21 protein-coding genes are annotated in these 26531 nt (G+C 70.3%); 8 read left to right on the top strand and 13 right to left on the bottom strand.

The genetic code is table 11. From position 1 onward, the window contains the following. The first annotated feature begins 65 nt into the window (after window positions 1–65). Window positions 66–1076 carry a GNAT family N-acetyltransferase gene (locus ACH4FH_RS11715; RefSeq protein WP_398555593.1) on the top strand — a complete coding sequence of 337 codons (1011 nt, stop codon included), beginning with the start codon at window positions 66–68 and terminating at the stop codon, window positions 1074–1076. Window positions 1077–1093: 17 nt separating this feature from the next. Continuing rightward, window positions 1094–1963: a tetratricopeptide repeat protein gene (locus tag ACH4FH_RS11710; RefSeq protein WP_398555592.1), complete on the top strand. Its 870-nt coding sequence runs from the start codon at window positions 1094–1096 to the stop codon at window positions 1961–1963. On the opposite strand, the gene ACH4FH_RS11705 is transcribed toward ACH4FH_RS11710, so the two are convergent. From ACH4FH_RS11705 to ACH4FH_RS11685, 5 genes are all read right to left on the bottom strand, one after another. Continuing rightward, window positions 1956–3146, bottom strand: coding sequence for a PP2C family protein-serine/threonine phosphatase (locus ACH4FH_RS11705; RefSeq protein WP_398555591.1), 1191 nt, complete (start codon window positions 3144–3146; stop codon window positions 1956–1958). The two genes, ACH4FH_RS11710 and ACH4FH_RS11705, sit on opposite strands and share 8 nt — an antisense overlap. A 241-nt stretch (window positions 3147–3387) precedes the next feature. Continuing rightward, a complete protein-coding gene (locus tag ACH4FH_RS11700; protein WP_398555590.1) occupies window positions 3388–5568 on the bottom strand; it encodes a hypothetical protein in 2181 nt (726 codons plus the stop codon). Window positions 5569–5783: 215 nt separating this feature from the next. Continuing rightward, entirely contained in the window at window positions 5784–6287 is a 504-nt protein-coding gene (locus ACH4FH_RS11695) for a DUF6113 family protein (protein WP_398555589.1), read from the bottom strand. Next, window positions 6284–7237, bottom strand: a complete 954-nt coding sequence (mshB, locus tag ACH4FH_RS11690) for an N-acetyl-1-D-myo-inositol-2-amino-2-deoxy-alpha-D-glucopyranoside deacetylase (protein ID WP_398555588.1) — start codon at window positions 7235–7237, stop codon at window positions 6284–6286. The genes ACH4FH_RS11695 and mshB overlap by 4 nt, the downstream gene beginning before the upstream one ends. Window positions 7238–7334: 97 nt before the next feature. Beyond that, window positions 7335–7529, bottom strand: a complete 195-nt coding sequence (locus ACH4FH_RS11685) for a hypothetical protein (RefSeq protein WP_393896359.1) — start codon at window positions 7527–7529, stop codon at window positions 7335–7337. 229 nt (window positions 7530–7758) lie between these two features. Between ACH4FH_RS11685 and ACH4FH_RS11680 the strand changes: the two genes are divergently transcribed. Further along, window positions 7759–9978, top strand: coding sequence for a prolyl oligopeptidase family serine peptidase (locus ACH4FH_RS11680; RefSeq protein WP_398555587.1), 2220 nt, complete (start codon window positions 7759–7761; stop codon window positions 9976–9978). 34 nt (window positions 9979–10012) lie between these two features. Here ACH4FH_RS11680 and ACH4FH_RS11675 read toward each other — a convergent pair whose 3' ends face one another. Beyond that, the gene (locus tag ACH4FH_RS11675) at window positions 10013–11128 is read right to left on the bottom strand and encodes a hypothetical protein (protein WP_398555586.1); all 1116 of its coding nucleotides are present in this window, start codon (window positions 11126–11128) and stop codon (window positions 10013–10015) included. A gap of 555 nt (window positions 11129–11683) precedes the next feature. On the opposite strand from ACH4FH_RS11675, the gene ACH4FH_RS11670 reads away from it, so the two are divergent. From ACH4FH_RS11670 to ACH4FH_RS11650, 5 genes are all read left to right on the top strand, one after another. Beyond that, window positions 11684–12718 carry an ABC transporter permease gene (locus ACH4FH_RS11670; protein ID WP_398555585.1) on the top strand — a complete coding sequence of 345 codons (1035 nt, stop codon included), beginning with the start codon at window positions 11684–11686 and terminating at the stop codon, window positions 12716–12718. A 104-nt stretch (window positions 12719–12822) separates the two neighbouring features. After that, complete coding sequence (locus ACH4FH_RS11665; protein WP_398555584.1) at window positions 12823–14622, top strand: ABC transporter substrate-binding protein; 1800 nt, start codon at window positions 12823–12825, stop codon at window positions 14620–14622. A 114-nt stretch (window positions 14623–14736) separates the two neighbouring features. Next, window positions 14737–15708 (top strand): ABC transporter permease, encoded by a 972-nt coding sequence (locus ACH4FH_RS11660; protein ID WP_398555583.1) that lies wholly within the window; start codon window positions 14737–14739, stop codon window positions 15706–15708. An 11-nt stretch (window positions 15709–15719) separates the two neighbouring features. Beyond that, on the top strand, window positions 15720–16781 hold the full coding sequence (locus ACH4FH_RS11655; protein WP_398555582.1) for an ABC transporter ATP-binding protein: 1062 nt from the start codon (window positions 15720–15722) through the stop codon (window positions 16779–16781). A 12-nt stretch (window positions 16782–16793) separates the two neighbouring features. Continuing rightward, window positions 16794–17942: an ABC transporter ATP-binding protein gene (locus ACH4FH_RS11650; RefSeq protein WP_398555581.1), complete on the top strand. Its 1149-nt coding sequence runs from the start codon at window positions 16794–16796 to the stop codon at window positions 17940–17942. A gap of 102 nt (window positions 17943–18044) precedes the next feature. On the opposite strand, the gene ACH4FH_RS11645 is transcribed toward ACH4FH_RS11650, so the two are convergent. From ACH4FH_RS11645 to typA, 7 genes are all read right to left on the bottom strand, one after another. Beyond that, window positions 18045–19238, bottom strand: coding sequence for an ABC transporter ATP-binding protein (locus tag ACH4FH_RS11645; RefSeq protein WP_398555580.1), 1194 nt, complete (start codon window positions 19236–19238; stop codon window positions 18045–18047). Further along, the gene (locus tag ACH4FH_RS11640) at window positions 19225–20244 is read right to left on the bottom strand and encodes an ABC transporter ATP-binding protein (protein WP_398555579.1); all 1020 of its coding nucleotides are present in this window, start codon (window positions 20242–20244) and stop codon (window positions 19225–19227) included. The genes ACH4FH_RS11645 and ACH4FH_RS11640 overlap by 14 nt, the downstream gene beginning before the upstream one ends. Window positions 20245–20255: 11 nt before the next feature. Beyond that, on the bottom strand, window positions 20256–21233 hold the full coding sequence (locus ACH4FH_RS11635; protein WP_398555578.1) for an ABC transporter permease: 978 nt from the start codon (window positions 21231–21233) through the stop codon (window positions 20256–20258). Next, window positions 21226–22149, bottom strand: coding sequence for an ABC transporter permease (locus ACH4FH_RS11630; protein WP_398555577.1), 924 nt, complete (start codon window positions 22147–22149; stop codon window positions 21226–21228). The genes ACH4FH_RS11635 and ACH4FH_RS11630 overlap by 8 nt, the downstream gene beginning before the upstream one ends. A gap of 96 nt (window positions 22150–22245) precedes the next feature. After that, window positions 22246–23865, bottom strand: coding sequence for an ABC transporter substrate-binding protein (locus tag ACH4FH_RS11625; RefSeq protein ID WP_398555576.1), 1620 nt, complete (start codon window positions 23863–23865; stop codon window positions 22246–22248). Between the two features lie 161 nt (window positions 23866–24026). After that, the gene (locus tag ACH4FH_RS11620; RefSeq protein WP_398555575.1) at window positions 24027–24359 is read right to left on the bottom strand and encodes an antibiotic biosynthesis monooxygenase family protein; all 333 of its coding nucleotides are present in this window, start codon (window positions 24357–24359) and stop codon (window positions 24027–24029) included. 163 nt (window positions 24360–24522) lie between these two features. Continuing rightward, window positions 24523–26394 carry a translational GTPase TypA gene (gene typA, locus ACH4FH_RS11615; RefSeq protein WP_393896345.1) on the bottom strand — a complete coding sequence of 624 codons (1872 nt, stop codon included), beginning with the start codon at window positions 26392–26394 and terminating at the stop codon, window positions 24523–24525. Between the last annotated feature and the right edge of the window lie 137 nt (window positions 26395–26531).

Here is a 26531-nt window from a genome sequence, read left to right as displayed (position 1 = left end):
TCGATGCCCGCCACCTAGTATCTCCGTTCCCGGGCGTGGGACGAACAAGAGGGGCGGGTAGAGCGATGGAATTCATGACCGGTGGTCGTGCGGAAGTCCGCATCACCCTTGCTGACGTGGGGAAAAGGGTATCCGTTCGCCGCCTGACCGGCGGTGGAGCGGGAGAGCCGGCGTTCACGGACGCGGTCGGCGTTCTCACATCCTGGGACGAGGGTGTGCTGAGCATCACACGCCGCTCAGGTGAGGCCGTCAGAATCGACGAATCGTCGCTGGTCGCCGCCAAGGTCGTACCCGCGGAGCCGGCGCGCAGACGCGGCCCGGCGGCCGGGGTCCGCGAGCTGCAGGAGGTCGCGGCCCGCGGATGGCCGGCAATTGAGACGGAGCGTCTCGGAGAATGGACACTTCGCGCCGCCGGGGGCTTCACCCGGCGGGCCAATTCGGCCCTTCCCCTCGGCGACCCCGGACTGCCGCTCGACGCCGCGCTGGAACACGTCCAGCAGTGGTACGGCGAGCGCGGGCTGCCGGCGGTCATCGTCGTCGCCACCGGACGTACGGACACCGACGAGGTGCTGGCGGCGGAGCTGGCGCGGCGCGGCTGGGCCGATGAGCGGCACACCACGGTCCGTATCGCCGCCCTGGCCCCGCTCGCCGACGCCTCCGCGGACACCGCCCGCGTCCTTCTCGCCCGGGAGCCGGACGCGGACTGGTTCGGCCTCTACAACCGGACCGACGAGCCCACCCCGGAGGCGCGGAAGGTGCTCACCGGCGGGCCCTCGGTGTGGTTCGCGAAGGTCCCCGACGCGGACGGCGGGACGGCGGCGATCGGCCGTCTGGTGGTCGACGGCCGCTGGGCGGGCTTCGCCGCAGTCGAGGTGGCCCCCGCGCAGCGTCGCCGTGGCCTCGCGACCCTGGTGATGGCTGCGCTCGCGGAGCGGGCCCTGCAGGAGGGCGCCTCGGCGGCGTATCTCCAGGTCGAGGCCGACAACGCCGGGGCGCGCGCGCTGTACGACCGGCTCGGCTTCACCGACCACCACGGCTACCACTACCGGCGCGCCCTCCCGGGCGACGCCCGCTGACCGAGGACCCCTCAGCTATGTCCGACATGTCCGATGGCCCCCGCCCGCAGCCGGACGGCGCCCGCGAGGAACGGCGGCGGCGGTTCGCCGAGGCCGCCCGGGAGGAACGGCCCGACCTCGCTCTGCTGTGCCTGCTGATCGGCGCCGAGGCGGATCCGGCGCTGGACGAGGCGGCCATGGACGCCGCACAGATCGAGCTGGACCGGCTGGCCGGCGAGCTGCCGTACGCGCCCACCGGCGGACCCGGGGCCTGGGCGCGCAATCTCGCCGAGCTGCTCGGCGGGCGCTGCGGATTCGGCGGCGCCGCCGCCGAATACCGGCGGCTGGAGTCGTCACTGCTGCACGAGGTGCTACGGCGCCGGCGCGGCCTGCCGATCCTGCTGTCGGTGGTGTGGATGGAGGTCGCGCGGCGGGCCGGGGCCCCGGTCTACGGCATGGGTCTGCCCGGCCACTTCGTCGTCGGCTTCGGCGACCCGTACGGCGGCCACGTGCTGGCCGATCCGTTCGACGGCGGGCACCTGCTCACCGAGGAGGACGCGGCGGTGCTGGTCGCGGGCGCGACCGGGGAGGCCCTGACCGGGCCGATGCCGGCGCCCGCCACCCCGCTGGACATCGTGCTGCGCATCCTCAACAACATCCGGGCCTGGGCACAGGCCCGGCCGGAGCACAGCGCGGTGCAGCTGTGGGCGCTGGAGCTGTCGCTGCTGCTGCCGAGCCATCCGGCGCGGCTGCGTCTCGAACGAGCCCAGCTGCTGGTGCAGCGCGGTGAGTTCCTCGCGGGGGCGGCGGAACTGGAGGAATACGCGCTGGTGGTGGAGGCGGTCGAGCCTGCCACCGCCCTCGCGGTACGCCGGCAGGCCGCCACGGCCCGCGCCATGCTCAATTGATCCGCGGGCCGGAGGGCGGGGGCGCCTGGTGGCGGTGGGCGGAGTGGGGAGCCCGGACGTCCGCGGTCCCGCCCGTCGGCCCGCCCTCCCCGGCCGTCCCGGCGACCGGGGAACGGCGGATGATCAGCGCGGTGGCGTCGTCCTTGAGGTCACCGCCGGTGAAGCGCTCCAGGTCGGCCCGGAGGGTGCGGGCCAATTCGGCCGGCTCCAGCCGGGTCCAGGCGGCCAGCCGGTCGCCCAGCGGGTAGAACTCCCCGTCCTGGCCGCGTGCCTCGGTCACCCCGTCCGTGCAGAGCACCACCCAGTCGTCGGGCCGGGGGTGTACCCGTACGCTCCGCCGCGGTTCGCCGCTCAGCGTGCCGAGGCCCAGCGGCAGGCCGCCCTCCCCGTCGCTGCGCTCGTGGACTTCGCCGTCACGCACCAGGTGGTAGGGGATGTGCCCGCAGGACAGCACCCGGCCGTCCTCCATTCCGCGCACCTCCATCAGGAGCGCGGTGACGAAGCGTTCGTCGGTGCCCTGCTCCGCCGAACGGGTGTTGTAGCGGGTCAGGGCGCTCTCCATTCGTTCGGCGACCGACTCCAGCGACTCCTGGTAGTGCGCGGCCTCCCGGAACGAGGCCAGTACCTCCAGGCCCGCGCCGATGGCCGGCATGCCCTTGCCCTGCACGTCGCCGATCATCAGACGCAACCCGTGCGGCGTCTCGACGGCCTCGTAGATGTCGCCGCCGACGCGGGCGCCCTCCTGGGCGGAGACGTAGAAGCCGAACGCCTCGACCTCTCCGGCGCTGAGCGGCAGCTCCCGCAGCATGGCGCGCTGCACCGTGTCGGCGACGAGGCGGGTACGGGCGTGCAGCGCCTCACGCTCCAGCCGGGTGCGGCACAGCACCACGGAGAAAAGGGCCACCAGGAACGCCCCGAAGATCCCCACGACCCGGCTGGCCGGAGCCCAGTCGGGCACCGTCAGGATGTCCACGTACGTCAGGCACACCGCGTAGATCGCCGCCACGACGAGCGTCCAGCGGTAGGAGCAGCGCAGCGCGGCGACCAGGGGGGCGACGCCCAGGAAGGCCGAGATGTGCAGTTCCGGCCCGGTCGTCGCGTCCACCACCGTCACGATGAGGACGGCGAGGATCAGCAGCAGGGCCGAATAGCGGCCGCTGTCCGGGGGACGGGTGGCAGGCATAACACTTCCAGCCTGCGGGACGTCGCCCGACACCGCAGCGGGGCGAAGATCCCGAGGCGGCGCGGGGCGGCGCCCGGCGGGTGCGCGGGGCGGTAACCGGCGCGCCCGCCGGGCGCCGCCGTCCGCACATCACCGCCGAGCCGCCCGCCCACGCGCACACGGCAGCGGGCCCCCGGTCCTCCCCGGCATGTGCCGAGGAACCCGAGGGTCCGCTGCCTGCGATGTCCGCCTGGTGCGGCGGTCAGTTGCCGTTCGTCTCGATGGTCTGGATCCGCTCGGCGGGGGAGGTGCCGAGCAGCGCCTTGCCCACCGCGCTCGCCACCTCTTCGACGCTGACCGGGTGCCGGGAGCCGTCGCCCTTGGTGACCATGATGCCGTTGAAGGTGTCGCCGTAGAGCTGCTTGAGCGCGGGCCGGTCGTAGTAGGGCACCAGGCCGCCGTCCACGATCTTGAAGGACAGGAACTTCGGGATCGACTTCTGCGGGCTGAAGGAGACCGTGTGTGCCGCGTCCGTGCGGACCGTCACCAGCCCGGACATCGCCGGTTCGGCAAACTGCTTCATCGCCCGGTCCACCGCGGCCTTGCCGACCTGCGGCTGCTGCATACCGGCGGCCAGCACCACCGGGGCGTCGGTGCCGGTCGTGGCGCGCTTGCGGTACGCCTCGGCGACCTTGGCCTTGGACGAATCGACGTCGATCGACTTGTACGGCGAGCCGTAGTGCGGCACCGCCTTGCCGTTCCGGAAGGTGATCCCGCCGTCCTTGGCGGCGCCCGCGGAGCCCGCCGCGCTCTGCAGCGCGATCTCCAGCTTCTCGTCGTCGACGATCATGGCGGGCTTGGCCGTGCGCGTACCGCCAAAGAGCGAGCTGATGACGGAGACCGGGTTGTAGTCCCGGCCTGCGGCGTTGCGGACCGTCGCCTGGGTGTCGACGTCCAGGCCCGCGCGGGCCGGCTGCAGCGTCGCGGACTTGCCGTCGACAGTGAGCTTCAGCGGCTCCTCACGGCGGTCCTCGATCGCCGCCTCCAGCCGCTTGACCGCGTCTTCCTTGGTGGTGCCGCCGATGTCCACCCCGAGCGCGGTGGTCCCGTTGGGCACGTCGGCGTGGTCCAGGAGCAGGCCCGCGCCGTAGGCGATGCCCGCGAGGACCACGACGCCGACGCCCACGAGGACGATCTTGTTGCGGCCCTTCTTGGGCGGGTTGATCGGCTCCGGGATCCTGGGACGCGGCGCCGGGGCGGCGCTCTCGCCCGGACCGGAGGGGCCGGCGGGGCCGGCGGGGAACACCGGGGAGGGGCCCGGGCCGTCCACCCCCGGGGTCTTCGGGATGCCGCTGACGAGGGTGTCGCCGGACACCCTGCCGTGCGATCCGGTGCCGCCACGCCCGCCGTCGCGGTCACCGGCGGCGCCGCCCTTCGGACCGACTGCCGGACCACCGGCGATGCCTCCGGTGACGCCGAGGCCGTTGCCCGGCCCGGTCAGTGACGCGGGGGGCTGCGGAGTGAGCTCGGCGGTGTCGTCGACGCGCGGGCGGCCGCCCGCGCCCGCCGCGGGGTCGCTGAAGCCGGGCGGGAGGTTGAGCGCGGAGTCGCCGCGCGCCGGACCCGTCGTCGGTCCGCTCGGGCCGGGTGCGTCGAACGGGCTGAGGTCACGCGTGGGGCCGCCGCCCCCGTCGAAGGGCGACCCGCCCCCCTGGGAGGCGCCGCTGTCGAACGGCGTACCGCCACCCGGCGTGCCACCGCCGTCGAAGGGCGAGCCACCGTCGAACGGCGAGCCGCCCTGGGATGCCCCACCGTCGAACGGCGAGCCGCCGCTCTGCGGTGCCTGGCTGTCCGAGAAGTACGGCAGGTCGGGGCGCTGCGGGGGCTTCGATCCGGACGGCCTGCGCGGCGGCGTCGTACCGGACGCGCCGAGCGGCCGCGGGGTCTGGCCGCCCGCGGGGGGCGGCGGCGGCGCCGCGTGCGACCCGGTGGTCGACGACGAGCCGGCGGGCCCGGCCTTGCGCGGCGCGAACCAGTCGCTGGGCTTCCCCTGCGGGCCGCCCGCGGGCGGCCCGTCCGACGCGGCGCCGGGCCGCGGGGTGTTGGCGGTACGTTCCGCGTTCCGCTCGGATCCGCCCGGGGGGCGGGGCGTTCTGCGGGACCCGGCGGCGCCGCCGGAACCAGCCGATGCGTTCATGCCGGACTCCTCACCGACGGGCTTGCGCACGACGACCGGCGGGATGGGGCGCGACCCCGGAATGTTGATCTTGATCCGCGTCGTCAGCGTGGTCTCGGTCTTGGGCTCCGCCGGTTGCGCCGCGGCACCGGCCGCAGCCTCGTCGGCTTCTCTCCTGGGCGAGCCGTAAGGCGGCGTCCCCGAGGGGTACGCGGCTCCGCCACGGCCCTGGGGGCCGGAGGACGAACTGTCAGATTCACGACTCAAAGCAGGTTCTCCCGGTTGGCTCCGCCGCTCGTCAGAGATGATCCCCGACCTCAGGCCGGGAGGTGCCCCCAGGGCGGCGCGGCGGCGCGCACCACCATACTGGCCGCCGCCGACGGACACCCGAAGAGCGTACGAACACCGACCGCACGGGCGAACCCCCGGCACCGGATTCGTTCGCGGCGACCCTCGGGCCGCAGGTCACGGTATGGGCCACGTCATCCGCCAACTCCGCCGTGGCGCACGCCCGTAGCCCTCATCCGGGCGGTGGTGGCACAGATCACAGCCATCAGAATTCCGCCCAGCAGAAAGACGTACGAGCCGAGTCCCGCGCCGAAGAGGAAGTCACCCTCCGGCCGCGCCTCACCGAGCAGCAGGAAGATCGTCACCAGCCACGCGGCACCCGGAACCAGGACACCCGCGGTGGTGCCGGTCGCCCTGGCGCCACCGTAGAAGAGACCACCCGTCCCGGCCAGCGTCAATACCAATCCGCCCGGGAGCCAGGCCGCTTGCAGGAGCGCCCCGGCGAGCGCGACGAGCACTCCCGAGACCAGCAGCAGGACGTACAGGCCCACCCGGCCCGGCGTCAGGGGGGCCGACAGCGCGGCGCTCGCGGTCGGCCGGACCGGACCACCGGTCCGCGCCCCGGACGCGCCGCCGGCTCCGGCCCGCGACCGCTGACCGCCCTTGCCCGCGGGCCCGCCACCCTTCGCCGCACTCATTCCGCCGCCTCCTCGATCCGGGCACGGCCATCCGTACCCGAATTACCTGTCATACCCGTCATGTCACCGATTCCCGCAAAGAGATCGTCCTCGCGCGTCCCGTCGGCCGCGCCCGAGTCCCCCCGCACCAGCTGGTAGTGCTCGGTGCGGATCATCGGCTGGCCCAGGTCGTTGGAGAGCGCGAAGAACGGTTCGGCGAGGGTGATCTGGGTGTGGTGCGCCCGCATCGCGGCACTCTTCGCCGCCGCTTGATCCGCGTCCCCGGCGATCGACGCCGTGATCTCGTCGTCCGGCACCACTCCCGGTACGTCGTCCGCCGAGGCGACACCGGGGAAGGCATGGCCTGCGGCGCGCAGCCGCTCCAGGCCCTCCTCGACCACCGAACGCGCGTTGCGGTTCCAATAGATCTTGCGGATCGCGTGCGCCGGGCCCAGATCGGGGCGGAAGCCCTCCTGCGCCGCCAGCTCGGCGCCGCGCATCGCCACGCGGTGCGCCTGGATGTGGTCGGGGTGGCCGTAGCCGCCATTCGGGTCATAGGTGACCAGCACCTGGGGCCTGACCTCGCGGATGACGGCCACCAGATGAGCGGCGGCCTCGTCCGGCTCGGCCCGCCAGAAGGCGTTCGGCCGGTCGTTCTGGGGCGCGCCCATCATGCCGGAGTCGCGATAGCGGCCCAGCCCGCCGAGGAAGCGGTGGTCGACGACGCCCAGGGCGGTCATCGCCGCGGCGAGTTCGCCGACGCGGTGCGGGCCGAGGGTGTCGTCCCGATCGGGGGTGAGATGGGCGAGTTCGGGCGGAATTACCTCCCCCTCCTCGCCCCGCGTGCAGGTCACGAGCGTGACGAGCGCGCCCTCGGCCGCGTACTTGGCCATGGTGACGCCGTTGTTGATCGACTCGTCGTCCGGGTGCGCGTGCACCAACAGCAGACGGCGGGCGGGAAGGTCGGTCATGGAGACAGCCTACGAGCCGCCCGGTCCGGATTCAGCACATGATCCCGGTCGGCGGCCGTACGCCCGAACGAAGTACGGGCGCCGGCCGGCGAACGGCTCAGAACTTGATGTTGCCGAGCATTCCGGCGACGTTCGTCGTCAGTTGCTTGATCGTCGGAGCGATGGACGAGCTGGACAAATAGAAGCCCAGCAGCATGCAGACGAATGCATGCCCGCCCTTCAACCCTGACTTCTTGACGAGCAAGAAGACGATGATCGCCAGCAGCACCACCGCCGAAATCGAGAGTGCCACGGCGGCTCACCTCCAAGTACGCATGGACCGGACAGAGTTGATGGTGCGTGACCGCCTCGACGGATCCCACACCGGGGTATGCCATGGGCTCTTTACCCCGTTCCCACGACGCGCAAGGGATCATAACTTTCCGTCCGCGCGCATATGTCGGAGCACAGGAGCAGAACAGGGGCGCACGCGATCCAAACGAGCGCGACCGTGTGAGCCCCAACACCCTTAGGCTCGCACCATGACCGGACAGCTTCCCTTCCCCCGGCAACACGCCCGTACACAGCGCTTCACGCTGGGCGCCCCGCGCGGCTACGCCATCTCCCCGGACGGCGCGCGCGTCGTCTTCCTCCGCTCCGCCACCGGTACCGACCGCACCCAGCAGCTGTGGGTCCTCGACCTGAACGAGGGACGCGAGTTCACGGCCGCCGATCCGCGAGCACTGCTCGCCGGCGCGGACGAGGAACTCTCCCCGGAGGAGCGTGCCCGCCGCGAGCGCACCCGCGAGGGGTCGGCGGGCATCGTCGGCTACGCGGTCGACTCCGCGGTCGAGTTGGCCGCCTTCCCCCTTTCCGGGCGACTGTTCGTCTCCGAGCTACGGGCCGGCACCACCCGCGAAATCCCCGTCCGGGGGCCGGTGGTGGACCCGCACCCGTCACCGGACGGCCGGCACGTCGCCTTCGTGGCGGACGGCGGGCTGCGGGTGGTCGCGGTCGACGGCAGCGCCACGGCGGACGACACCGACGGCGCGGGCGGGAGCGGCGAGGACGCGACCGGGGACGGGGCGGCCGAGCGGGCGGGCGCGGACCGCGTGCTGGCGGGGCCCGACGGCCCGGAGGTCACCTGGGGCCTGGCGGAGTTCATCGCGGCCGAGGAGATGGGCCGCTACCGGGGCTTTTGGTGGTCGCCGGAGAGCGACCGGCTGCTCGCCGCCCGGGTCGACGAGTCGCCGGTGCGGCGCTGGTGGATCTCCGACCCCGCCCATCCCGACCGCGAACCGGCCCGGATCCCCTACCCCGCCGCCGGCACCGCCAACGCCAAGGTCACGCTGGCGATTCTCGGCCTGGACGGCTCCCGCACGGACGTCACCTGGGACACCGAGCGCTACCCCTATCTGGCGCGTGTGCACTGGTCCGCGGCCGGGCCCCCGTTGCTGCTCGTCCAGTCCCGCGATCAGCGCGACCAGCGCTATCTGACCGTCGACACCACGACGGGCGCGACCCGCACGGTGCACGAGGACGAGGACGAGGTGTGGGTCGAGCCGTTCCCGGGGGCACCGGCCTGGACGCCGGACGGCCGGCTGGTACGGATCGCCGACGAGGGCGGCGCGCGCAAACTGTTCGTCGGTGACCGCCCGCTGACCGGGGCGCCGCTGCACGTCCGGGCCGTCCTGGACATCGGCGAGGACGAGGTGCTGTTCTCCGCGAGCGGCAGCGAGATGCACGACATCGGGGTCTACCGCGCCTGGTACCGCGGCAGCGGCGACCAGGGCGGCTGGGAACGCGTCGGCGCCCGCCCGTATCCCACCGTCTCCTCCGCGGTGCGCAGCGGATCGCTGGTGGTGCTGTCGCAGGCGTCGCTGGAACGGCCGGGCGCCCAGGTGGAGGTGGTGCGGCTGGACGCGGACGGCGGCGAGAAGACCCTCGCCGCGATCGGCTCGTACGCCGAGGAGCCGGCGCTCACCGCCCGCCCCCGCCTCGTCCTCGCCGGTGAGCGGCAGATCCCGTGCGCGGTGCTGCTGCCCGACGGCCATCGCGAGGGGGACGGCCCGCTGCCGGTGCTGCTCGACCCGTACGGCGGCCCGCACGGCCAGCGGGTGGTCGCCGCGCACAACGCCTATCTGACCTCCCAGTGGTTCGCCGACCAGGGCTTCGCGGTGATCGTCGCGGACGGCCGGGGTACGCCGGGCCGCTCCCCCTCCTGGGAGAAGGCGGTGTCGCGGAACCTCGCGGAGGTCACGCTGGAGGACCAGGTCGACGCCCTCCAGGCGCTGGCCGAATCCCTCCCGCTCGATCTGGAGCGGGTCGCCATCCGCGGCTGGTCCTTCGGCGGCTACCTCGCGGGGCTCGCCGCGCTGCGCCGGCCCGATGTCTTCCACGCGGCCGTGGTGGGCGCCCCGGTCACCGATCTGCGGCTGTACGACACCCATTACCAGGAGCGGTATCTCGGCCACCCGGACCAGGAGCCCGAGGTCTACGCGGCCAACTCCTTGCTCACCGACGAGGGGCTGTCGGGGGCCCGGGAGCCGCACCGTCCGATGCTGATCGTGCACGGTCTGGCCGACGACAACGTGGTCGTGGCGCATTCGCTGCGGTTGTCCTCGGCGCTGCTGGCGGCCGGCCGGCCGCACGAGGTGCTGCCGCTGTCCGGGGTGACGCATATGACGCCGCAGGAGCAGGTGGCCGAAAACCTGCTCCTGCTCCAGGTCGACTTCCTCAAGAGGTCATTGGGGATGGCCTGACCGGCAGCCCGCCCGCAGTCGCTGCCGCCGGCTCTCACCAGCCGGGCGGCAGCGTCGACGGCGGGGGCGGGGCGTGCCGGGGCCGCTCGGCGCCCGCGGCCGGCCCGTAGACCGCTGCGGCGCTGCCCGGTGCCGTCCGCCCCGCGGGCACACCCGACCGGGCCGCCGCGGTCAGCGCGACCAGCCCGGCGACCGCCACCAGGGCTCCGGTGCCCAACTCCAGCCGGGAGGCGGCGGGCAGCACCGCGAAGCGGGCCAGCTGCCCCGTGTGCGCGGCGAAGACGAGTGTCGCGGCGCCCTGAGAGGCCAGCAGGGCGCCGGTCACCATCGCGACCGGCCTGGCCCAGGGGGCCCGGCGGATCGCGCCGACCGCGGCCGGCACCGCCAGCAGGGCGAGCACCAGCGCCTGCCAGTGGACCGGAGGCTGCAGCAGGGCGCGGAAAACGGAGGCGTCGCCGATCAAGCCCTTGCGGTAGGTGTCCCAGCCGAGCCCGAGCCACCAGTGGACCTCCCACGCGGCGACCGCCGCCCCCGCGACACCCAGCGCCCACCCGGCGGCGACCGCGGGCCCCTTGCGCGGGCCTCCGGGCCTTTGGAGGGTCGGGCCGTGGGGGGTGCGGCCGACGACCCCGTAGGCCGCCTGCGCCCCCCTGGGGAGCCCTGGCGAGGCGTACTGCGGACGGTGCGCGGGCTTCCGCCCGGCGACGAGCACGACGAGCAGCACCGCCGACAGCGCGAGTTGGACGATGGCGGTGAGCCGGGCCTGCCCGGTGAGCCCGCTGTCCAGCCCTTGCAGCCAGCCCGCCCCGAGGACCCACAGCAGCGGCAGCCGCAGCAGGGCCGTGCCGACGGCCATCGCGAACAGTCCGCCGGCGGCCACCGCCGGGGCGACGGCGTCACGCACCGAGGCGACGGCGGCGGCGAGCGCGCCGAGCACCAGCAGCGGGTCGAGCGCACAGGTGGCCCAGGCGGTGAACTCGCGCGGCCGCCTCGGCTCGCCGAGCCAGGTCCACCAGACGTCCGCGGGCTGTTGGGCGACGGACAGATCCCTGATGATCCATCCCGTGCCGAGCAGTGCGAGCAGCAGGCAGACCAGGCCCCCGATGCCGCGCGCCCCACGGGTGAGAGCGCTTCCTTGCGGTGTGGACACGGCCTGTCCCCCCGTCCGTGTCGATGTGCTGGTCTCCTGGCGCCCGGTCTTCGCGCGGCGCCTACCGAAGGTCTACTCCTGTCCCGGCACCGGGACAACAGCCGGGGTGGCCGAGCGGCTCGGCAGCCGCCCCGCGCGGGTCGTGGAAGCGGATCCGGGAACGGACCGGGCCGCCGGCGGCAGCACCCGCCGAACCCGGACAAAACGATGACCGGTCGGGGCGCCGCCTGGCAGCCCCGACCGGTCTACGGCACCCGCACGGCCGTACGTTGTTCAGCATGCCGCGTCCGTATATCGGTGTTGCGACAGTGAAGTTGCCTTCATGTTAAAGCAGTTGGTGACGATATGTCCCCCATGCCGTACATTGCGGTCGCCTGTCAAGCACGCCCGTGCGTCAATCTGCGCAATCTTCGCTCAAGAAGCGGACGACCTGCGCATCAGCACACCGCATCCCCTTGACTCCGCCATAAATCACTTGCGAAAGTCCGCTCATCCAGCGGTGCGAATCGGCGCCGCCTCATGTTCCAAGAGAACTCTGCGCGGGGGCACTTCGCGATGACTAGTCCATCCCAGACCGCGGCTACCAAGTCCGACACCCCAGGACTTGGCCCCGAGGGTCTGAAGAAGGAGAAGGACCGTACGGGCAGTGAGCTCGTCGGCCGTTCTCCTGGCCAGCTGATGTGGATGCGCTTCAAGCGCGACCGCACCGGCATGGTCTGCGCGATCGTCGTGCTCGCCTTCTTCGTCGTCGCGGCTCTGGCTCCCGTCATCGCCTCGCTGTACGGCAAGAACCCGTACACGCTCTACGGCAACGACAACTTCGACCTGCTCGACGAGTTCGGCTACCCGGTCGGCCCCAACGGCGGCATGTCCGGCGAGTTCTGGTTCGGCATCGAGCCGTCGCTCGGCCGCGACCTGTTCACCCAGCTGCTCTACGGCATCCGCACCTCGCTGGGCATCTCGGTGGCGGTGACCATCCTGGTGGTCATCACCGGCACCATCCTCGGTGTCACCGCCGGCTACGTGGGCGGCAGGACCGACTACTGGCTCGGCCGCGTCATCGACTTCCTGCTCGCCTTCCCGAGCCAGCTCACGTTCGTGGCGTTCATGCCGGTCGTGGTGGCGATCTTCGTTCCGCCGTCCGACGAGACGCCCACCTACGTCCGCGTGGTGGCGCTGATCCTCGTGCAGTGGGGTCTGGGCTGGATGGGCCTGGCCCGCCTGCTGCGCGGCCAGGTGCTGTCCCTGCGTGAGCGCGAGTTCGTCGAGGCCGCGAAGATCACCGGCGCGTCCCCCTGGCGGATCATCCGCAAGGAGCTGCTGCCCAACGTGGTGACGCCGATCCTCGTACAGAGCACCTACATGCTCCCGCTGTTCGTCACGGCGGAGGCCGGCCTGTCCTACCTGGGCGTCGGCATCATGGAGCCGACCCCCGACTGGGGTCGGCTGTTCCACACGGCCGGCAATGTGTACGAGAACGACCCGACCTTCTTGCTGTTCCCCGGCGCCGCGATGGTGATCTTCGTGCTGTGCTTCAACCTGCTCGGGGACTCGGTCCGGGACGCCTTCGACCCCAAATCCGGGCGCTGATCGTCCACTTGAGGGGGGCGGCTGTCACCCCCGCGCCGGTCTCCCACCGGATGCCTTGGACAGCACATCTGGACACCAACTGACAGGCAGGTGCTTGGAACCTCATGAACGCTCTATCTACGCGCAGAGCACGCGCACTGGTCGTGGCCCTCGCGGCCGGCTCGCTGGCCCTCACCGGCTGCAGCAGCGGCAGCAGCTCCGGCAAGGACCAGTCGCAGACGGACAAGGACGCCGCGGGCCAGTCGAAGGCCGTGCCGCTCGGCAAGGCCGCGGAATCGGTCGGTCCGGCCGTCGCGGTCAAGGGCGCCAAGCCCGGCGGCACCATCCGCGTCTTCCAGCGTGACAGCTACAACCACCTGGACCCGGCGCAGATGTACGTCAGCGACATGAAGGTCCTGTCGCAGCTGATCTTCCGCGGTCTGACCACCTTCAAGCAGGACGACAAGGGCAACGCGACGGTGGTGGGCGACCTCGCCACCGACTCGGGCCAGATGTCCGACGGCGGCAAGACCTGGAAGTACACGCTCAAGGACGGCGTGAAGTTCGCCGACGGCAAGCCGATCACCTCGAAGGACATACGCCACACCTTCGAGCGCCAGTACGCGAAGTTCATCACCGACGGTCCGACCTACATCCAGCAGTGGCTGTCGGGCTCGGGCACCAGCTACCGCAAGGCGCTGCCGGACGGTCCGTACAAGGGCGACCACCTGCCCAAGAGCGTTCTGGACACCCCGGACGAGAAGACCATCGTCTTCCACTTCAAGCAGCCGCAGTCGCAGCTGCCGTACGCGCTGACCATGCCGGGCTACAGCGCGGTCCCGGAAGGCGCGAGGGACACGAAGGACAACTACGACGTCGCGCCGGTGTGCGCGGGCCCGTACAAGATCGCTTCGTTCAAGTCGGGCAAGTCCATGAAGCTGGTGAAGAACACCAACTGGGACCCGAAGACCGACCCGATGCGTCACCAGTACCCCGACGGGTACGACATCTCCTTCAACCACCAGGCCTCCGACTCCACCAAGCGCCTGATGGCCGACCAGGGCGAGGCCAAGACCGCGGTCAGCTTCACCAACTCGGTGGATCCGACGCTGACCAAGCAGGTGCTGGAGAACGCCAGCGCCAGCAAGCGCCTGGTGCAGGGCTACCAGCCCTACGTCTGGCAGATGAACTTCAACCTTGACCGCATCAAGGACAAGAAGATCCGCGACGCGATCACCTACGCCCTGCCGAACGGCCAGATCGTCCGCGTCAACGGCGGCAGCTACGGCGGTGAGATCGCCGGCGGTCTGCTCGCCCCGACCGTCGCGGGTTACCAGAAGGGCTACGACCCGTACGGCAAGATCAAGCACCCGAACGGTGAGCCGGAGAAGGCCAAGAAGCTCCTCAAGGAGGCCGGCAAGACGGGCATGAAGCTCGTCTACGCGTACTCCAACACCGAGGCGCGCCAGAAGGAAGCCGTCGTCATCGAGGACGCGCTGACCAAGGCCGGCTTCGACGTGCAGAAGAAGGAGGTCGACGCGGCCTCCTGGTACCAGCAGATGGGCAAGGTCGACAACGGCTTCGACATCTACATGACCGGCTGGGGCCAGGACTGGGCGGACGCCTCCACCGTCATCCCGCCGTCCTACGACGGCACCGCGATCCAGGACGGCGCCTCGAACTACTCGCACGTCAACGACAAGCACGTGAACGCCGAGATCGCCCGCATCTCCAAGATCGCGGACGCGGCCAAGGCGACCGAGGAGTGGGAGACGCTGCACAAGTACATCGTGGAGAAGGTCAACCCGGCCGCCCCGGTGTTCTACACCAAGGTGCTCCAGCTGCACGGCTCGAACATCGGCGGTGCCCGCTACAACGTGGACGCCAGCTACCTCGACCCGACCACGCTGTTCGTCAAGAAGTAGGCACCTCGAAGGTCACCCGGAGAGCGCGCGCACGGCGGAGCGCGCGTTCTCCGGGGCCTTCCCCTTCACCCCTCACACCCACTGCCGCCGCCGTCCTGAGAGCAGCGAATCGTCATGCTTCCCTTCCTATTTCGCCGGACGTTCGGCGCGGTCGTCACCCTCGTCCTGCTGAGCGCCTTCACCTTCTTCGTGTTCTTCGCCGTGGGCGACCCGGCCACGATGTCCTGCGGAAAGAACTGCACCGCTGACAACATCGCCCTCATTCACCAGAACCTCGGCCTCGACAAGCCCCTGCCGCAGCAGTACTGGGACTTCCTCTCGGGTGTCTTCACCGGCCGCGACTACACCGTCGGCCGCTGCGACGCCCCCTGCTTCGGCTACTCCTTCGCCACCAAGCAGGACGTCTGGGCGACGATGATGGACCGGCTGCCCACCACGGCGTCGCTGGCCATCGGCGGTGTCGTCGTCTTCCTGACCATCGGACTCGGTGCGGGCCTGCTCGCCGCATGGAAGCGCGGCACGGTGCTGGACAAGGCCGTCACCGGCGTGTCCATGGTCCTCAGCTCGGTGCAGATCTACATCCTCGGCCCGGTCGTGCTCGGCATCTTCGTCTACAGCGGCGTGATGGCCTCCCCGAAGTACGTGGAGATCACCAGCGACCCGGCCGGCTGGTTCATGGGCCTGCTGCTGCCGTGGCTGGTCATGTCGACGATCTTCACCGCGCAGTACACCCGTATGTCGCGCTCGACGATGATCGAGCAGCTCCAGGAGGAGCATGTCCGTACGGCCAAGGCCAAGGGCATGCCGGCGCGTTACGTCTTCATGCGCTACGCCTGGCGCGGTTCGCTGATCCCCATCGTCACCATCCTCGGCATGGACCTGGGGTCGCTCTTCGGCGGCGCCATGATCACCGAGTTCACGTTCTCGCTGGCGGGCATCGGCCGGCTGGCGATCAATTCCGTCGTCACACTTGATCTGCCCATGGTGCTGGGCGTGCTGATCTTCAGCGCCGCCCTGATCCTGGTGTTCAACATCATCGTGGATGCGACGTACGCCTTCATCGACCCGCGCGTGCGCCTGTCCTAGGAGAGCCTGAAGTGACCACACTCACCAAGACCGAGGGAAAGCCGGCCCCGACCGGATCGGACCCCTTCCTCTCCGTCCGCGACCTGTACGTGCGGTTCTCCACCGAGGACGGCATCGTCAAGGCGGTCGACGGCCTCTCCTTCGACCTCGAACGCGGCCAGACGCTCGGCATCGTCGGCGAGTCGGGATCCGGCAAGTCCGTCACCAACCTGGCCGTCCTGGGGCTGCACAACCCCAAGTCGACCGAGATCGCGGGCGAGATCACCCTGGAGGGCCAGGAGTTGACCGGAGCCAGGGAGAAGACCCTGGAAAAGCTCCGCGGCAACAAGATGGCCATGATCTTCCAGGACGCGCTGACCGCGCTGTCGCCGTACTACACGGTCGGCCGGCAGATCGCGGAGCCGTACATCAAGCACACCGGCGCCAGCAAGCGTGAGGGCCGGCAGCGCGCGATCGAGATGCTGACCAAGGTCGGCATCCCGCAGCCCACCCTCCGGGTGGACGACTACCCGCACCAGTTCTCCGGCGGTATGCGCCAGCGCGCCATGATCGCCATGGCGCTGGTCTGCAACCCCGAGCTGCTGATCGCTGACGAGCCGACCACCGCCCTGGACGTCACCGTCCAGGCGCAGATCCTGGACCTCCTCAAGGACCTCCAGCAGGAGTTCGGTTCCGCGATCATCCTGATCACGCACGACCTCGGGGTGGTCGCCAACACCGCGGACGACCTGCTGGTGATGTACGCCGGCCGGGCGGTGGAGCGAGGCTCCGTCAAGGAGATCCTCACCCAGCCCCAGCACCCGTACACCTGGGGCCTGTTGAGCTCCATGCCGCGGCTCTCCTCGGACGTCAGCGAGGCCCTGTACCCGATCCCCGGCACCCCGCCGAGCCTGCTCAACCCGCCGTCCGGCTGCGCCTTCAACCCACGCTGCGGATTCGTCCACGAGGTCGGCGGCAGCCGCTGCACCGACGAGCGGCCGCTGCTAGAGCTGGGACGCGCCTCCGCGTGCCACCTCGGCGCCGAGCAGAAGCAGACCCTCTTCACCGAGCAGATCAAGCCCCGGCTGGGCTAGGGAGCCACCACCATGACAGACCACGTCACCCTCCCCGCGCCCCGCGACGCCGCGCCCCCGCAGGGCGAGCCCCTCCTCACCGCCGAGGGGCTGACCAAGCACTTCCCGATCCACGGCGGTTTTCCGTTCAAGCGGAAGGTCGGCGCGGTCCAGGCGGTCGACGGCGTCGACCTGACCGTGCACGCGGGCGAGAGCTTCGGCCTGGTCGGTGAGTCGGGCTGCGGCAAGTCCACCACCGGGCGGCTGCTCACCCGGCTGATGGAGCCGACCTCCGGCAAGATCACCTACGCGGGCCAGGACATCACGCACGCCAACCGCAAGGCGCTGGCGCCGGTCCGCTCGCAGATCCAGATGATCTTCCAGGACCCGTACGCCTCGCTCAACCCGCGGCAGACGGTCGGCACCATCATCGGTGGCCCGATGGAGATCAACGGGATCAATCCGACCGGCGGCCGGGAGAAGCGGATCCGCGAGCTCCTGGAGACCGTCGGTCTCAACCCGGAGCACTACAACCGCTTCCCGCACGAGTTCTCCGGCGGCCAGCGGCAGCGCATCGGCGTGGCCCGCGCGCTCGCGCTGGAGCCGAAGCTGATCGTGGCCGACGAGCCGGTCTCCGCGCTGGACGTCTCGATCCAGGCCCAGGTCGTCAACCTGCTCCAGAAGCTCCAGCGCGAGCTGGGCATCGCGTTCCTGTTCATCGCCCACGACCTAGCGATCGTGCGGCACTTCAGCGAGCGCGTCGCGGTGATGTACCTCGGCAAGATCGTCGAGGTGGGCAGCCGCGAGGAGATCTACAACCGGCCGCGGCACCCGTACACCCACGCACTGCTCTCGGCCGTGCCCGAGGCCAAGCTGGTGGAGTCCGAGGAGGAGGACCGCGAGCGGATCCGCCTCGCCGGTGACGTTCCCTCGCCCGTCAACCCGCCCTCCGGCTGCCGGTTCCGTACGCGCTGCTGGAAGGCCCAGGACAAGTGCGCGAGGGAGGAGCCGCCGCTCGTGCAGATCGGCGGGAACCAGGCGGGGCACCTCACCGCCTGCCACTTCCCCGAGGAGCCCACGACCGCGGCCCGCGGCGAGGACATCATCCTCGACCCGGCACTGGCCGCGATCGAGGACGCCGCGTCCGCCGAGGGCACCGGAAAGACCGACAAGACGCTCTGACCCGGCCCTCGCCGCCTGCGCGACCAGCAGGAGCCCGCCCCCGCAGTACGACGGGAGGCGGGCTCCTGCGTTCCCGCACGGGCGCCCCGCGCGGACGGACGACTACTCGCCGGGCACCACGTGCCGCTCCTCCGCGAAGTGGCAGGCGGAGTCGTGCGCGGCCGGGGTGTCGCCGTCCCGGAACTCCTCCGGCACTTCGAGCGGCGGAACCACCCGCGCGCACAGGTCCTGCGCCTTCCAGCAGCGGGTGCGGAACCGGCAGCCGGAGGGCGGGTTGGCGGGCGAGGGGACGTCTCCGGTCAGCAGGATGCGCTCACGCTGCTCGCGGGCCTCGGGGTCGGGCACGGGGACGGCGGAGAGCAGGGCCTGGGTGTAGGGGTGGGTGGGGTGGTCGTAGATCTGCTCCTCGGTGCCGATCTCGGCGAGCCGGCCGAGGTACATCACCGCCACCCGGTCGGAGATGTGCCGCACCACGGACAGGTCGTGCGCGATGAACACGTACGACAGGTCGAATTCGGCCTGGAGCTGCTCCATCAGGTTGATGACCTGGGCCTGCACGGAGACGTCCAGTGCCGAGACCGGCTCGTCGCAGATGATGACCTCGGGGTTGAGGGCCAGCCCGCGGGCGATACCGATGCGCTGACGCTGGCCGCCGGAGAACTGGTGCGGATAGCGGTTGATGTACTCGGGGTTGAGGCCCACCACGTCGAGAAGGTCCTGGACCTTCTTGCGCCGGTCGCCCTTGGGAGCCACCTCGGGGTGGATCTCGTACGGCTCGCCGACGATGTCGCCGACCGTCATCCTGGGGTTCAGGGACGTGTAGGGGTCCTGGAAGACCATCTGGATGTTGCGGCGTACGGCCTTCAGCGCCCGGCCGGACAGCTTGCTGATGTCCTGGCCCTGGTAGCGGATCTGACCGGACGTCGGCCGCTCCAGGCCGACGAGCATCTTGGCGACGGTCGACTTGCCGCAGCCGGATTCGCCGACGATGCCCAGCGTCTCGCCCTTGCAGAGGTCGAAGGAGACGCCGTCGACGGCCTTGACCGCGCCGACCTGGCGCCGGATCACGATGCCCTGGGTCAGCGGGTAGTGCTTGACCAGGTCGCGGATCTCCAGGATCGGCTCGCCGACCGCCCCTACGGCCACACCGCCCGGCTTGCGGAGCCGGTCGGCCCGCCCCGTGGCGCCTTCCGGCGGACCCTGCGGCCCTGGCGGCCCCAGCGGCCCCGGCGGTCCCGGGGGCACCGTGCCCTGCCCGCCGCCGTTCGCGACCCGGCCGGTGTCACCGTGCTCCATCGAGGGTCTCCTTCCAGAAGTGGCAGGCGCTGGCGCGGCCGGGCCCCACGTCGAACAGCGGGGGCAGGTCGGTGTGGCAGATGTCCCGCGCCAGCGGGCAGCGCGGGTGGAACGGGCAACCCGGCGGGATGGCCGTCAGGTTGGGCGGCAGACCCTTGATCGCGTACAGCTCCCGGCCCTTGTGGTCCAGCCGCGGGATGGAGTCCAGCAGGCCGCGGGTGTAGGGGTGCGCGGGTGCCTTGTAGAGCTGGTGGACGGGGGCGGTCTCCACGATCCGCCCGGCGTACATCACCGCGATCGTGTCGGCGACGTCCGCGACCACCCCGAGGTCGTGGGTGATCAGGATCAGGCCCATGGTGAACTCGCGCTGCAACTCCGCCAGCAGATCCATCACCTGGGCCTGAACGGTGACGTCCAGCGCCGTCGTCGGCTCGTCCGCGATGATCAGGTCCGGCTCCAGGGCCAGCGCCATCGCGATCATGATGCGCTGCCGCATGCCCCCGGAGAACTGGTGCGGGTAGTCCCCCACCCGCTCCTTGGCCGCGGGGATGCCGACCCGCTCCATCAGCTCCACGGCCTTCGCCCGGGACCGCTTGCGCGAGACGCCCGCGTGGACCTCGTACATCTCCCCGAGCTGCGCGCCGACGCTGAGCACCGGATTCAGTGACGACAGCGCGTCCTGGAAGATCATCGCCATTTTCGCGCCGCGGACCTTGCGTCGCTCCTCGTTGCCGAGCTTGAGCAGATCGCGCCCCTGGAAGAAGATCTCGCCGCCGGTCACATAGCCCGGCGGCGAGTCGAGGATGCCCATCACGGCCTGCGCGGTGACGGACTTGCCGGATCCTGACTCGCCGAGCACCGCCAGCGTCTGCCCGGCCGCCACGCGGTAGGTGACGCCGTTGACGGCCTTGGCGACGCCGTCCCGGGTGCGGAACTCCACCCGCAGATCACGTACGTCGAGCAGCGGAGGTTGCGCGGTCGGCGGGGGCTGGTCGTGGTCGGTCATCTGCCGGCTCCTCAGCGCAGCTTGGGGTCGAGGGCGTCACGCACCGCGTCGCCGAGCATGATGAACGCCAGCACCGTGATGCTCAGGGCGCCGGCCGGCCACAGCAGCATGTGCGGGGCGTTGCGGATGAAGGTGGAGGCCGCGGAGATGTCGATGCCCCAGGAGACGGTGGGCGGCTTCAGGCCCGCGCCGAGGTAGGACAGCGTCGCCTCCAGGGAGATGTACGTACCGAGCGCGATGGTGGCGACGACGATCACCGGGGCCACGGCGTTCGGCGCGATGTGCCGCAGCAGCAGCCGCCCGTTGCCGGCGCCCAGGGCCCGCGCGGCCTGGACGTAGTCGTTCTGCTTGGCGGTGACCACGGAGCCGCGTGCGATGCGGGAGATCTGCGGCCAGCCCAGGAGCACGATGAAGCCGACCACCGGCCAGACGGTCGAGCTGACGACCACGGAGAGAAAGACCAGGCCGCCGAGGATCACCGGGATGCCGAAGAAGATGTCGGCGAGCCGGGAGAGCAGGGTGTCCCACCAGCCGCCGAAGAAGCCGGCCAGCCCGCCCAGCAGGCTGCCCAGCAGGGCGGCGCCTGCGGTGGCGCAGACGCCGACGGTGATGGACGCGCGGGCGCCGTAGACGACCCGGGTGTAGACGTCCCTGCCCTGGGTGTCGAAGCCGAAGGGGTGGCCCGGCTCGGCGCCCGCCTGCGCCTTCGCCAGGTCTCCCCGGTAGGGGTTGCCGTCGGCGATGAGCTGCGGCCAGATCGCGATGGTCACCAGGAAGAGGATGACCAGCGCGGAGATCACGAAGATCGGGTTGCGGCGCAGGTCGTGCCAGGCGTCGCTCCACAGGCTGCGTGGCTTGCCGGTGGGTGCGCCCCCGGGCGGTTGCGCCGAAGGCGGCCGCTCCAGCGACTCCGCCTCGCCGATGGCCAGCGCGGCGGCACCGCCGTCGCCGGGGGTGACGGCTTCCTTGGGTACGTACGGCTCAGGCATAGCGGATCCTCGGGTCGAGGACGGCGTACAACAGGTCGACGAGGAGATTGGCGGCGAGGAAGACCAGGACCAGAATCGTCACGAAGCCCACCACGGTCGGTGAGTTCTGCCGCAGAATTCCTTGGTAGAGCTGGAATCCGACGCCATGGATGTTGAAGATGCGCTCGGTGACGATCGCCCCGCCCATGAGGGCGCCGATGTCGGTGCCGATGAAGGTGACGACCGGGATCAGGGAGTTGCGCAGCAGGTGGCGGGTGATGACCCGGTGCCGGGGCAGCCCCTTCGCGACGGCTGTGCGCACGTAGTCGGCGCGGGCGTTCTCCGCGATGGAGGTACGCGTCAGCCGGGTCACGTACGCCAGCGAGACCAGGGCCAGCACCACCCCCGGCAGCAGGAGTTCGTTCAACGGCGCGTCGGAGGAGACGGTCGGCTTGACCCAGTTCCACTGCACCCCGAAGAGGAATTGCAGGAGGTATCCGCTGACGAAGGTCGGGATGGAGACCACGACCAGGGTGAGGACGAGGACGGAGGTGTCGATCGTCCGGCCGCGGCGCAGGCCGCTGAACACCCCGAGCACGATGCCGACCACCATCTCGATCACGATGGCGACGAGCGTGAGTCGCAGCGTGACGGGAAATGCCTCGGCCATCAGCTCGGTGACCGGCTGCCCGTTGAACGCGGTGCCGAAGTCGCCCTGGAAGATCTGCCCCATGTAGTGCAGGTACTGCTTCCACAGCGGCTGGTCGAGGTAGAGGTCGGCGCGGATCTGGGCGGCGGTGGCGGGGTCGGGTGCCCGGTCGCCGAACATCGCGGCCACCGGGTCACCCAGCGCGTACACCATGAAGAAGATCAGGAACGTGCTGCCGATGAACACCGGGATCATCTGCAGCAGCCGCCGGATCACATAGCGTCCCATGAGGGCTCCGGATTCTGGGGTACGAGCGGACCGGGCATGCGCGGGTGGCGGGGCGCCCGGCGCGGACCGGAAGTCCGCGCCGCGGCGCCGTCCCCGTCAGCCGACCTTGATCTGCTGGTAGACGGGAACGCTGAACGGGTTCAGGGCGACATCGCTGATCCGGTCCGAATAGCCGCCACTGCCGTTCTGGTACCACAGCGGAACGGCCGGCATCTGGTCGGCGAGGATCTTCTCGGCGTCCTGGAATTTCGACACCGCGTCACCGATGTCGGTCGAGGCATTCGCCTCGTTGACGAGCTTGTCGAATTCGGCGTTGCTGAACTTGCCGTCGTTGGAGGAGGCGTTGGTGTAGTACAGCGGCTGGAGGAAGTTCTGGATCAGCGGGTAATCCATCTGCCAGCCGGCGCGGAAAGGCCCGGTCATCCGCCGCACCGTGATCTTGTTGCGGAAGTCGGCGAACGTGCCGACCGGGGCGCCGACGCACGCGTTGTCGCTGTCCAGCGAATTGTTGATGCTGTTGCAGATCGCGTCGACCCAGTCCTTGTGCGACCCGGTGTCCGCGTTGTAGCTGATGGTCATTTTCCCGCCGGGGAGACCGCCCCCTTCCTTGATCAGCTTCTTGGCCTCGTCCGCGTTGAATTCACACGCGTCGCCGCACAGGCCCGCCTTGTATCCGCCCTCCTCCTTGAGCACCGGAGAGGTCCAGTCCGTGGCGGGTGTCCTGGTCTTCTGGAAGATCTCGTCGGTGATCTGCGCGCGGTCGATCGCCATCGAGATCCCGCGCCTGACCTTCTCCTTTCCCGGCCCGTTCCAGTTCTTGTCGTACATCGGGAAGGTGAGGGTCTGGATGATGCCGGCGGGCTGGTTGATGTAGCGGTCGCCGAGGTCGGCCTTGACGTTCTTCAGCTGCGCGGCGGGCACGTCGTCGACGAGGTCGAGGTTGCCGGCCTGGAGGTCGGTGTAGGCGGTGTTGTTGTCGGTGTAGACCCGCAGGTCGATGCCGCCGTTCTGGGCCGGGTCCGTGCCCGGGTACTTCTCCCACTTGCGCATCTTCAGCGCGGAGCCCTTGACGTAGGAATCCACGACGTACGGCCCGTTGCCGACCGGCTTCTTCACCCAGGCGTCGTGATCGGTGTAGAAGGTCTGCGGCAGCGGCATGAAGGCCGAGTAGCCGAGGGTGTCCGGCCAGCTGGAGAACTTCTGGTTGAGCTTCACGGTGAAGGTCTTGTCGTCCTTCACCGTCAGCCCCGACATCGTCTTGGCCGTCGGGGTGCCGCTCTCCGGGTGGACCTCGTCGAAGCCGTCGATGTACTGGAAGAACGGCGCGTTCTTCTGCTTGTTGGTGAGCAGCGCGCCGTAATTCCAGGCGTCCACGAAGGATTTCGCGGTGACCTTCTCCCCGTTGCTGAAGGTCCAGCCGTCCTTCAGCGTCACCGTGTAGTTCTGCGAGTCGGACGTCTCGATCTTCTCCGCGACGACGTCCTCCGCGGCGCCGGTCTTCGGGTTGTACCGCTTGAGCCCCCGGAACAGCATTTCCAGGACCTTGCCGCCCTGCACCTCGTTGGTGTTCGCCGGCTCCAGCGGGTTCTGCGGATCCCCCCAGGAGGCACTGACCACCCCGGCGCTGTCCGCACTGCTGCCGCCACCACAGGCCGTGGCCGCTAGGGCGAGGGCGACGGCGCCTACGGCCCACTGGGCGCGCGTGGCTCCACGCATGGGTGCCTCCTCAGGTCCTTGGTCGCACTTAGGCAACATAAGATCCCAAAAGAGGACGTACCGCACTCCAGCGATGTCCGCCACTGCTCCGAAAACCCTGGAAAACCCCCCGTATGACCGATCGCGGGCGGAACCCTGCCCCGCCCGCCGCCGGCAGCGCGCTACGCGTGGTGCACGGACTCCACGGTGAAGATCCGCGGCTCGAAACTCTCCGCGATGTCGGCGGCCTGCGTCATGTGCTCGCGCGCCACCGGATCGGCCAGCATCGCCCGGAAGTGCTCCTCGCTCTCCCACTGCGCGTAATTGACCACCCGTTCGCCATCCGTGCTGGCATGGATGTTCGCCGAGATGAATCCCGGCCTGTCCTTCATCGTCCGCTCGGTCGCCCGGCTCAGCAGCGCCACCAACTCCGCCTGCCGCTCCGGCGCGACAGTGAAGATGTTGATCAACGTGGCGATGTCCTGACCGGTCTCGATCTTCGTGTTCTCCGTCATGCCGCCATCCTGCCAAGGGCCACTGACACCGCGCCGCGCGATGCCTCAACCGACGCGGGCGTCACAGCGGTTCGGTCGGCGGCAGGAACGCCGAACGCCCCGCCGGACCAGGGTCCGACGGGGCGTTCTCCGCACCGGGCGTCAGCAGCGCCCGGCGACGGACTCAGCGCTTGGCGCGCGACGCGGTGCGGCCGCGCTCCTTCTGGTCCAGGACGACCTTGCGGATACGCACGGTCTCCGGGGTGACCTCGATGCACTCGTCGTCGCGGCAGAACTCCAGCGACTGCTCCAGGGAGAGCTTGCGCGGCGGGACCACGTTCTCGGTGGTGTCCGCGGAAGCCGCACGCATGTTGGTGAGCTTCTTCTCCTTGGTGATGTTCACGTCCATGTCGTCGGAGCGCGAGTTCTCACCGATGATCATGCCCTCGTACACCTCGGTGCCCGGCTCCGTGAAGATCACGCCGCGCTCCTGGAGGTTGATCATCGCGAACGGCGTGACCGAACCGGAGCGGTCGGCGACCAGCGAACCGTTGTGGCGGGTGCGCAGCTCGCCGAACCACGGCTCGTGGCCCTCGAACAGGGAGTGCGCGATGCCCGTACCGCGGGTCTGGGTCAGGAACTCCGTACGGAAGCCGATCAGGCCGCGCGACGGGACGATCCACTCCATACGGATCCAGCCGGAGCCGTGGTTGGTCATCGTCTCCATGCGGCCCTTGCGGGTCGCCATCAGCTGCGTGATCGCGCCGAGGTGCTCCTCGGGGGAGTCGATCGTCAGGCGCTCGATGGGCTCGTGCAGCTTGCCGTCGACCTCCTTGGTGACGACCTCGGGCTTGCCGACGGTGAGCTCGAAGCCCTCCCGGCGCATGGTCTCGACGAGGATGGCCAGCGCCAGCTCGCCACGGCCCTGGACCTCCCACGCGTCGGGGCGCTCGGTGTCCAGGACGCGGAGCGAGACGTTACCGATCAGCTCCTTGTCCAGGCGGTCCTTGACCTGGCGGGCGGTGACCTTGTGGCCCTTGCCGCCCTTGCCGACCAGCGGCGAGGTGTTGGTGCCGATGGTCATCGAGATGGCCGGCTCGTCGACCGTGATCAGCGGCAGCGCGATCGGGTTCTCCGGGTCGGCCAGCGTCTCGCCGATCATGATGTCCGGGATACCGGCGACGGCACAGATGTCGCCCGGGCCCGCCTTCTCGGCGGGCTTGCGGGTGAGCGCCTCGGTCATCATCAGCTCGGTGATGCGGACGTTGGACATCGTGCCGTCACGCTTGATCCACGCGACGGTCTGGCCCTTCTTCAGCTCGCCCTGCTCGACACGGAGCAGCGCGATACGGCCGAGGAAGTTGTCCGCGTCGAGGTTGGTGACGTGGGCCTGGAGCGGCAGCGAGTCGTCGTACTGCGGGGCCGGGACGTGCTCCAGCAGCGTGCTGAAGAACGGCAGCAGGTCCTCGCTGTCGGCCGGGACGGTGCCGTCCTCCGGCTTGGTCAGCGACGCGACGCCGTCACGGGCGCAGGCGTAGACGATCGGGAACTCGATCTGCTCCTCGTCCGCGTCCAGGTCGAGGAAGAGGTCGTACGTCTCGTTGACGACCTCGTCGATCCGGGAGTCGGGACGGTCGGTCTTGTTGATGCACAGGATGACCGGCATCCGCGCGGACAGTGCCTTGCGCAGCACGAAGCGGGTCTGGGGCAGCGGACCCTCGGAGGCGTCGACGAGGAGGACGACCGCGTCCACCATCGACAGACCGCGCTCGACCTCGCCACCGAAGTCGGCGTGACCGGGGGTGTCGATGATGTTGATCGTGACGGGGTCCCCGCCGTCCTTGGGGTGGTACTTCACGGCGGTGTTCTTCGCCAGGATCGTGATGCCCTTCTCACGCTCCAGGTCGTTCGAGTCCATCATGCGGTCGTCGAGATGCTCGGCGGCGTGGGCGGCGAAGGCACCTGCCTGCTTGAGCATGGCGTCGACGAGGGTCGTCTTGCCGTGGTCGACGTGGGCGACGATGGCTACGTTACGAATGTCGTGGCGGGTGGGCATACTGGCGGCGCTTCTCCCGGAATCGTGGGTGGCGACGCGTCCATCCGGTACGCGCGCCTGCCGGGCATGAAGACGCCACGGCCTCACCCCATCGTACGGGCCTGCGGCGGCGTTGGCCGCCCCAGCCCGTACGTACG

The sequence above is a fragment of the Streptomyces sp. NPDC017993 genome (assembly GCF_044328065.1).
Lineage (GTDB): Bacteria > Actinomycetota > Actinomycetes > Streptomycetales > Streptomycetaceae > Streptomyces.
Note: the sequence above shows the minus strand (reverse complement) of the source record. Positions and strands in the feature narration are given on the sequence as shown.

Coding starts and splice junctions, on each gene's coding strand:
- ACH4FH_RS11715 (WP_398555593.1), top strand. CDS start 66: ATGGAATTCATGACCGGTGGTCGTGCGGAAGTCCGCATCACCCTTGCT.
- ACH4FH_RS11710 (WP_398555592.1), top strand. CDS start 1,094: ATGTCCGACATGTCCGATGGCCCCCGCCCGCAGCCGGACGGCGCCCGC.
- ACH4FH_RS11705 (WP_398555591.1), bottom strand. CDS start 3,146: ATGCCTGCCACCCGTCCCCCGGACAGCGGCCGCTATTCGGCCCTGCTG.
- ACH4FH_RS11695 (WP_398555589.1), bottom strand. CDS start 6,287: ATGAGTGCGGCGAAGGGTGGCGGGCCCGCGGGCAAGGGCGGTCAGCGG.
- mshB (WP_398555588.1), bottom strand. CDS start 7,237: ATGACCGACCTTCCCGCCCGCCGTCTGCTGTTGGTGCACGCGCACCCG.
- ACH4FH_RS11680 (WP_398555587.1), top strand. CDS start 7,759: ATGACCGGACAGCTTCCCTTCCCCCGGCAACACGCCCGTACACAGCGC.
- ACH4FH_RS11670 (WP_398555585.1), top strand. CDS start 11,684: ATGACTAGTCCATCCCAGACCGCGGCTACCAAGTCCGACACCCCAGGA.
- ACH4FH_RS11665 (WP_398555584.1), top strand. CDS start 12,823: ATGAACGCTCTATCTACGCGCAGAGCACGCGCACTGGTCGTGGCCCTC.
- ACH4FH_RS11660 (WP_398555583.1), top strand. CDS start 14,737: ATGCTTCCCTTCCTATTTCGCCGGACGTTCGGCGCGGTCGTCACCCTC.
- ACH4FH_RS11650 (WP_398555581.1), top strand. CDS start 16,794: ATGACAGACCACGTCACCCTCCCCGCGCCCCGCGACGCCGCGCCCCCG.
- ACH4FH_RS11645 (WP_398555580.1), bottom strand. CDS start 19,238: ATGGAGCACGGTGACACCGGCCGGGTCGCGAACGGCGGCGGGCAGGGC.
- ACH4FH_RS11640 (WP_398555579.1), bottom strand. CDS start 20,244: ATGACCGACCACGACCAGCCCCCGCCGACCGCGCAACCTCCGCTGCTC.
- ACH4FH_RS11635 (WP_398555578.1), bottom strand. CDS start 21,233: ATGCCTGAGCCGTACGTACCCAAGGAAGCCGTCACCCCCGGCGACGGC.
- ACH4FH_RS11630 (WP_398555577.1), bottom strand. CDS start 22,149: ATGGGACGCTATGTGATCCGGCGGCTGCTGCAGATGATCCCGGTGTTC.
- ACH4FH_RS11625 (WP_398555576.1), bottom strand. CDS start 23,865: ATGCGTGGAGCCACGCGCGCCCAGTGGGCCGTAGGCGCCGTCGCCCTC.
- ACH4FH_RS11620 (WP_398555575.1), bottom strand. CDS start 24,359: ATGACGGAGAACACGAAGATCGAGACCGGTCAGGACATCGCCACGTTG.
- typA (WP_393896345.1), bottom strand. CDS start 26,394: ATGCCCACCCGCCACGACATTCGTAACGTAGCCATCGTCGCCCACGTC.